The sequence below is a fragment of the Salegentibacter profundi genome, from assembly GCF_054121475.1.
Map to the genome: position 1 here is coordinate 26,657 of NZ_JBSYGG010000018.1, position 6,978 is coordinate 33,634.

The following is a 6,978-nucleotide window of genomic DNA, read 5'->3' on the forward strand; positions in this document are numbered from 1 at the left end:
AGAAAGTTTATGGAAAAAGATACTGAATTACTAGATAAGGTCATGCAGCTTTTCCTCCATTATGGGGCGAAGACTGTAACCATGGACGATATTGCCCATGAACTAAAGATATCCAAGAAGACGCTTTATCAAAAATATCAGAACAAGGAAGCTCTCTTGGAAGAGGTGCTGGAATATAAATTAGAAGTCGTGCTCACTAAAATGAGAAATCTGGATGAGACTATTGATAATGCGGTAGAAAGAATGTTCGCCAGGGACGAAGATATGGAAAAGGCTTCCAGGACCAACGATTCTATTATGCTGCGACAGCTTGTAAAGTATTATCCCCAGATCTTCAATAAGCACATGCTCTATTTTTCTGAAAAGCTTTCGGAAATCCTGATGCACAATATTGAAAGGGGGCGGAAACAGGGGCTTTACCGGGAAGATTTTGATGCACAATTATATTCAAAATTATTTTTCCAGATGGCCATGACCTACGATAATTCTCCCTTCCTGGATACAGATAAGATCTCAAGAACTCAATATCAGCACGAATCACTGTTGTTTTATATGCACGCCATAACTACAGAGGAAGGGAAAAGATTTATGGAAAAATTATTGATGAAATTAAAAAAAGATTGCTCCTAGTGATTAGGTTAAAAAAAATTAATGGCGATGAAAAAAATCAATTTCGGAAAAGAGAAAAAGTTGTATGACTTATTAGAAAATGAATTGGATATTTACTATGATCTTTCTTTTATTAGATCAAGGACCCTGGAAGAACTTAATCTTACAAAACCGGAAATTGATTTATTTCTCAATAAGTTTGAAAATATTTATGAGGTTTGTATTGAAGAATGGGAAATTGAACCTAAAATTACTTTGGTAGAATTTATAAAAAAACTTTTGTCCATTCTTAATGAGAAAGCCGATGCATCAGGTAAAGATTTTTAAATTATTGGCCATAATTTCTTAGCTTGGTTATTATTAAGATCTGAATTTCTAGAAGGAAAAGAGCTAATTAAGCCGGTAAATTTGGTTCATATAGGTTTATTGAAAATTTAATTGTATGGGAGAAAAGGGAAAGTAAGAGGATGACCCGCTAAGCAATCCTTCCCCCACTGTTTTCAAGGTTCTCAAAAAGGCCATTGAGGATTGTGATAATAGAATTTAGTAAAATTCGAGGAGAATCTATTGAGATAGCTTTGTTTTTTAGTAAAACGGGAAGGAAACAAATTTTTTCTTCTTTGCTATACAAATAAGAAAAGTTACTTTTGTGCTTCCTTAGTGTAAAAATCTGCAATTTGTTGAGCATAATCTATTGAAAATTTACCAATATCAATATAGCCGAGGAACAACTTTTCGGTGCTATGAGCGGTTATTTGCATTATTAGAGGAGTTGGTAATTTATCGTAAGTATTTGTAACGAATGACCTCCTGCACATGTGTGAGCTCATCAATTGCCATTTAGAAAAAGATCCTTTGACTTTGCGCTTTTCACCTTTTTGCCTTCGCTTTCCATTCTTGTCTTTAGGTATTACTTCACCCTTTTTATTTACCATTTCAATTGACCTCCTCCCAATAAACTGGGCCATTTAAAAGTAGAGGGTTATGAGCAAATAATTATTTAACTTTAACTAGATTATTTGCTTATGAAAGGATCAAAATTTACAGAGTCGCAAATTGTCTTTGCCATCAAATAGGTGGAGACTGGTATGCGTTTATCAGAGGTGTGTTTCAAGATGGGTATCAGCGAAGCCACGGTCTACAACTGGAAGAAAAAGTTTGGAGGATCTCCGGTTTACCATGAAGAGCGATGGCTTCTTCGACAGTTTCCTTGCACCAATGGGTATCCATTGAATTGGACATTGACCAGTTTAGCACAAAGCGGTTATGGAGGTCAATAATGGCTACCAGATACATAAAACCTTTCCGGATAGGAATGTAGGTAATGTCGATTGCCCAAACCTGATTGGGACGATCTACAGTGAGGTTCCTCAATAGATAAGGATAAACCTTATGTTCTTTGTGACGTCTGGAAGTATGTTTCCCCGGCATAATCGCTTGGAGACCCATCACCCTAGAGTAATGGCGCTCAATACGTTTTTTATTCACCTGATATCCTTTGTCCAGGGTAAGCCAGGTATTCATTCGACTGGCGCCCTTAAACGGGTGATGGGTAAAATGTTCATCCTTCAAACGCATAAGTTCCAGATTGAGTTTACTTTCTCCTCGAGGTTTATAATAAAGCCCGCTACGGTGGATTTGCAATAGTTTACATTTCCGCTGGAGGCTAAGTTTTGAATGACCCTTCCTTATCATTGTTCTACGCTCCTTTAAAGGTTTTATCGCAAGGCGTTTTTTAAAAAATCATTCTCCACTTTAAGCTCCCCAATTACTTTAAGAAGCTGGTCTTTCTTTTCCTCTTTCTCTGATTTTTTTGATTATTCGTCTTTTGAAAAAACAGTATCGGCCTCCTTTAGGAAATTTCGCTTCCAGGTATTAATCTGTTGTGGAGTGATCTCAAATTTTTGCGCTAGTTCCTTGACGGTTTGTCGCTCTTTCAAGGCTTCATGGACTACTTTTGTTTTAAACTTTGAGGTGAATTCTCTTCGTTTCATAATACAGTAAAATTAAGGTTATTTTTGAACTTAACTTACTGTCTTAATTTTGGGGGGATTATCACCAACTTTTAGAATTAATACACCAAACTTTTGTATCTCCTAGAAATTCAACCGCGAATTCAAATTCAAATGAAAAAGTTAATATAATCAACGCAAGTTTCAAACTAAGTAAAATAACACTCCCCTTTTTTTGTCCTAAAATATTAAAGACAAATCCTAAACCCGGGAAAATAATTTTCCTTAAAAGATCTTGAATTCAAAAATTGATTACACTGTCCAGTGCATCATCTGCATCCCTATGAATAAAGTTGGCCTGGTAATTCAGGGTGGTTTTTAAATCACTATGCCGGTGAAGCTTTTGTAGCATAAAAGGATGGATTCTATCTCCCGCAATATTCCCGAAACTGTGACGCACAATATGAATTGATAAATTCTTATCAATTTCGCATTGGCTGGCAATCCGTTTCAAATATTTATTAAACAGCTTTGTTGCATTTCTTGTTTTTCTAAAAATATCTTCCTCATTGTTATAATTGGCACCTTTTAAGAAAGGAAAGACATATCCGTTATTTTCTGCTTGGCCCTTTCTGTAATAATTTAATAGGGTATTGGCTTTATCTGGAATTTTAAGACTTAAGGGCTTTTCATTTTTATTCATAATATAGTAAAGCCTATTATTTGGATCTGCTCATTTTCTCAATTCTATAAAGAAAAGTAAATGAATAATAGCGACAAAATATGTCGTTAATAAAATAGTTAATTTTTTATCTATGGTAATGGGTTAGGGTTTTAGAGCCACTCGGATTAATAAAGCGCTAGGGAAAATATATTTTGGAATTTTTTAAGGGCTCTGTGGCAAAGTTAATTTATTGCGCCTATTTTTAATAGGCACCTTTATTTTGCGCTCATTTTTTAGTGTCTGCACCTATTTTTTATTTATCTTGCGCTCAAATTTATTTTTATATGCCAATTTCCGCCCATTTTTATTCTGATGCGCCTGTTTTTCACGGGCTAGAACGACCAGAAAAAGGTACCATCGTAGGATACGCGGCTATAATTGATAAGCTGGGTCTTAATATTCCTATTCAAAAGCCCGTGGCTTTGATCTGTAATCAAAACAAATCTTTTGAAACGGAAGACTGGCGGGTCTTCCCACCAAGTTATTTGCCCGAAGATAATGAAAAACTTTCCAGAATCGAAGCCCTTTATAAGCACCTGGTATTCAGTTTAAAATATGAAGGGGTGAATTTATTAGTGTTTAGTGCACTAACGAGGTACTTTTCTGAAGAAGAACTATATGAGTTGACGGATATTGAACCTACCGGACAATATAGCCGGAGGATATGGTTCTTTTTGGAATGGATTATGGAAAAAGAGATACCTCAAAAGAAGGCCCTCACTAAAAAAAGTTACGTTCCCGCTATAGATAGTAATCTCCAGTTTGCTATAAATGGAACAAAATCAAAACGTCATTTGGTGATTAATAACCTCCCAGGCACTCCATATTTTTGTCCATTAATTCGTAGAACTGCGAAACTTGAATTCTCTCAGGCCGATTTAGAGAAGAAAAAAACTGAATATTTAAAGGGTATACGTAAGGATATCATACAAAGAGCTTCGTCGTTTCTCCTTTTAAAGGATTCTAAAGCTTCTTTTACCATAGAGGGAGAAAGCCCTCCAAGCAAACGTGCAGCAAGATGGGGCCAAGCGATAGGACAGGCAGGGACAAAAGATCTTTCAGAAGATGAATTCGTGAGATTGCAGCAAGTGGTGATTGAAAACAGTCGATTCGTAGAAATGGGCTTTAGGAAAAAGGGAGGCTTTATTGGAGAACATGATAGGACAACTGGGGCACCAATACCAGATCATATTTCCGCAAAGCCTGATGATCTGCCTAAGCTAATAAAAGGCTTGCTTGCTACAAATCAATTATTACTTGAAAATGATTTTGCAGCAGTCATGGCCGCCGCAAAAATTGCTTTTGGTTTTGTGTTTATTCATCCCTTTGTTGACGGGAACGGACGGATTCATAGATATATAATCCATCATCTCCTGGCGAAGAAAAAATTTTCTCAACAAGGGGTAATATTTCCTGTCTCAGCCTCTATTCTTGATCATATTGATGACTATAGAAAGATTCTTGAAGATTATTCACATCCACTTCTAGATCATATTGACTGGGCGCAAACACCCGACAACAATGTCCAGGTAATGAACGATACTCAGGATTACTATCGTTTTTTTGACATTACTAAGCAAACGGAATTTTTATATGATTGCGTAAACGACACCATAGATAATATAATTCCTCAGGAAATTCAATACCTCACGGCTTATGATGCTTTTAAAAGATGGTTGGATGACGAATATGAAATGCCGGATAAAATGGTAGCCCTCCTGGTAAGATTCCTTGAACAGAATGGGGGAAAACTATCTAAAAGAGCTCTCGAAAAGGAATTTGTCAACCTCAAAGCAGAAGAGGTTCGTGAAATAGAGGAGACTTTCAGGGAGTTGTTCATGGAAAGTTAGTGCTATTACCAGACCAGGGTTATCTTAGATCCATTTTTATAAATTCTCATCCTCGAGCTCCTCATCTTTTATAACAGGAATATTATTTCCATTTACAAGTTTTTAAAATCGAAAATAATTTAGAACAATAATCATTATTGAATTCAAAAATTGATTACACTATCCAAAGCATCATCTGCATCTCTATGAATAAAATTGGACTGGTAATTCAGTGTGGTTTTTAAATCGCTATGGCGGTAAAGCTTCTGTAGCATTAAAGGATGGATTTTATCTCCCGCAATATTTCCGAAACTGTGACGAGCAATATGATTTGATAAATTCTTATCAATTTCGCATTGGCTGGCTATCCGTTTCAAATACTTATTAAACAGCTTTGTTGCATTTCTTGTCTTTCTAAAAATATCTTCCTCATCTTTATATTTGGCATCTTTTAAAAAAGGAAAGACATATCCGTTATTTTCTGTTTGGTCCGTTCTGTAATAATTTAATATGGTATTCGCTTTATCCGGAATTTTAAGACTTAAGGGCTTTTCATTTTTATTCATCACATAATAAAGTCTATTGTCCTTAAAGTCTGACCACCTTAATTTAACTGCATCAGAGATACGTATTCCAGCAAAGTAAAAAGCAATCAGCCATACATTGTGCGTGTGCCAGATTGATGATTGAGGTTCTAACTTTAAGGATTCTATTTTTTCAATTTCCGTAATAGTGAGACCGATTTTATTTCCAGAACCAATACGGATTTTCTCCTTTTCTCCTGCAAACGGGTAAAATTTAGGAGCAACAATTCCCTCTTTAATAGCTATATTAAAAAGTGTTCTTATAAAAATTAATTGATTTGTAATAGTGCGCGACTTCTGATTTAGATAAGCTGAACAGAAAGTTTTATATTTTTCTATAAACGCCTGATCGATATCCCGAAATTTCAAAGTTTTGTTTTTCTTAAAATGATTTATCCCATCCATAAATGAGTATTCACCTTTACGTGTCTTGCTTACCCTATCTCTTCTTTTACGTTTTATTCCTTCAATGACCACCTTTTTGGGGGATGATGGTTTAAGTTTTAGAAACTCTTCAAGGTTATACAATATAGAAAGCTCAGATTTGGCTACTGAAAAAGTTCCACGATCGTATTTACGCTTAACCCGTTCAGCTGCAACTAAAAAAAATGATTTAGATCCGCCTGGCCCTTTTAATTTTTGCTTAGCTTGTTTTGGCGTAATACTTTCATCTTTAGAATCAAAAAATAGATCATTAGCTTCTGTCAACTTCTTCATCAAAAAGTTGTTTAGCTTTTTGTGATTTGGATAGGTTCTCTTGACTTTCCCGGCAACACTATCCCAGTCCTTTTCAAGAAGATACTGCCCCAAAAACTTATAATTTGTTTTATAATTTTCGCTTATTCTTAGTGCTAGTGGAGCAGTACCGTCTTTTTTTTGTTTATTTCTTCGTCGAACAATTTTGATACTTGCCATAATATCTCCTTTTAAGATTATACTAAGATAACCATAATAATAAAAAAGGGGTACAGAATAGGTACAGAATAATTTGATTTTAAATGGTTTTATTTAGTTTTAAAAAATATTAAATATCTTGTAAACAGTTGATTGTGTTGGGTTTTGTGTGATTTTGTGGTGCTAATGTGTCAAGCTCATAACCCGAAGGTCACTGGTTCGAGTCCAGTTCCCGCTACACAGAGAAAAAACCACTTGAAAAAGTGGTTTTTTTGTTTTTATAGGACTTTGGACAATCCAAAATAACTTTGGATCAATCTCAAAAGTTGTGTGTGAATTAAAATAATAGTTTGATTTTTGCTTTCTAAACAAGAAGCATTGGATCC

At 35.2% G+C, this 6,978-nt stretch carries 6 protein-coding genes and 3 pseudogenes; 4 read left to right on the forward strand and 5 right to left on the reverse strand.

All coding sequences use genetic code 11. The features are described 5' to 3' along the window. The first annotated feature begins 9 nt into the window (after window positions 1-9). Window positions 10-630 (forward strand): TetR/AcrR family transcriptional regulator, encoded by a 621-nt coding sequence (locus tag ACW6NC_RS15595; protein ID WP_457867432.1) that lies wholly within the window; start codon window positions 10-12, stop codon window positions 628-630. Between the two features lie 27 nt (window positions 631-657). Then, a complete protein-coding gene (locus ACW6NC_RS15600) occupies window positions 658-936 on the forward strand; it encodes a hypothetical protein (protein ID WP_457867434.1) in 279 nt (92 codons plus the stop codon). Between the two features lie 314 nt (window positions 937-1,250). On the opposite strand, the gene ACW6NC_RS15605 is transcribed toward ACW6NC_RS15600, so the two are convergent. Next, complete coding sequence (locus ACW6NC_RS15605; RefSeq protein WP_457867435.1) at window positions 1,251-1,577, reverse strand: hypothetical protein; 327 nt, start codon at window positions 1,575-1,577, stop codon at window positions 1,251-1,253. A 108-nt stretch (window positions 1,578-1,685) separates the two neighbouring features. Between ACW6NC_RS15605 and ACW6NC_RS15610 the strand changes: the two are divergent. Further along, a pseudogene (locus tag ACW6NC_RS15610) lies at window positions 1,686-1,829 on the forward strand (transposase); the annotation flags it as partial. Here the strand turns inward: ACW6NC_RS15610 and ACW6NC_RS15615 are convergent. The 3 genes and pseudogenes from ACW6NC_RS15615 to ACW6NC_RS15625 form a co-directional block, all read right to left on the reverse strand. Further along, a pseudogene (locus tag ACW6NC_RS15615) lies at window positions 1,825-2,304 on the reverse strand (DDE-type integrase/transposase/recombinase); the annotation flags it as partial. The pseudogenes ACW6NC_RS15610 and ACW6NC_RS15615 sit on opposite strands and share 5 nt — an antisense overlap. A gap of 122 nt (window positions 2,305-2,426) precedes the next feature. Next, entirely contained in the window at window positions 2,427-2,603 is a 177-nt protein-coding gene (locus ACW6NC_RS15620) for a transposase (RefSeq protein ID WP_457867437.1), read from the reverse strand. Between the two features lie 259 nt (window positions 2,604-2,862). Further along, a pseudogene (locus tag ACW6NC_RS15625) lies at window positions 2,863-3,285 on the reverse strand (tyrosine-type recombinase/integrase); the annotation flags it as partial. 284 nt (window positions 3,286-3,569) lie between these two features. On the opposite strand from ACW6NC_RS15625, the gene ACW6NC_RS15630 reads away from it, so the two are divergent. Then, a complete protein-coding gene (locus ACW6NC_RS15630) occupies window positions 3,570-5,135 on the forward strand; it encodes a Fic family protein (RefSeq protein ID WP_457867439.1) in 1,566 nt (521 codons plus the stop codon). Between the two features lie 143 nt (window positions 5,136-5,278). Here ACW6NC_RS15630 and ACW6NC_RS15635 read toward each other — a convergent pair whose 3' ends face one another. Then, window positions 5,279-6,613, reverse strand: a complete 1,335-nt coding sequence (locus tag ACW6NC_RS15635) for a tyrosine-type recombinase/integrase (RefSeq protein WP_457867441.1) — start codon at window positions 6,611-6,613, stop codon at window positions 5,279-5,281. Window positions 6,614-6,978: the final 365 nt, after the last annotated feature.

What these genes read in the sequence shown, in the direction of transcription:
- ACW6NC_RS15595 (WP_457867432.1), top strand. Translation starts at nt 10, where the DNA reads ATGGAAAAAGATACTGAATTACTAGATAAGGTCATGCAGCTTTTCCTC.
- ACW6NC_RS15600 (WP_457867434.1), top strand. Translation starts at nt 658, where the DNA reads ATGAAAAAAATCAATTTCGGAAAAGAGAAAAAGTTGTATGACTTATTA.
- ACW6NC_RS15605 (WP_457867435.1), bottom strand. Translation starts at nt 1,577, where the DNA reads ATGGCCCAGTTTATTGGGAGGAGGTCAATTGAAATGGTAAATAAAAAG.
- ACW6NC_RS15620 (WP_457867437.1), bottom strand. Translation starts at nt 2,603, where the DNA reads ATGAAACGAAGAGAATTCACCTCAAAGTTTAAAACAAAAGTAGTCCAT.
- ACW6NC_RS15630 (WP_457867439.1), top strand. Translation starts at nt 3,570, where the DNA reads ATGCCAATTTCCGCCCATTTTTATTCTGATGCGCCTGTTTTTCACGGG.
- ACW6NC_RS15635 (WP_457867441.1), bottom strand. Translation starts at nt 6,613, where the DNA reads ATGGCAAGTATCAAAATTGTTCGACGAAGAAATAAACAAAAAAAAGAC.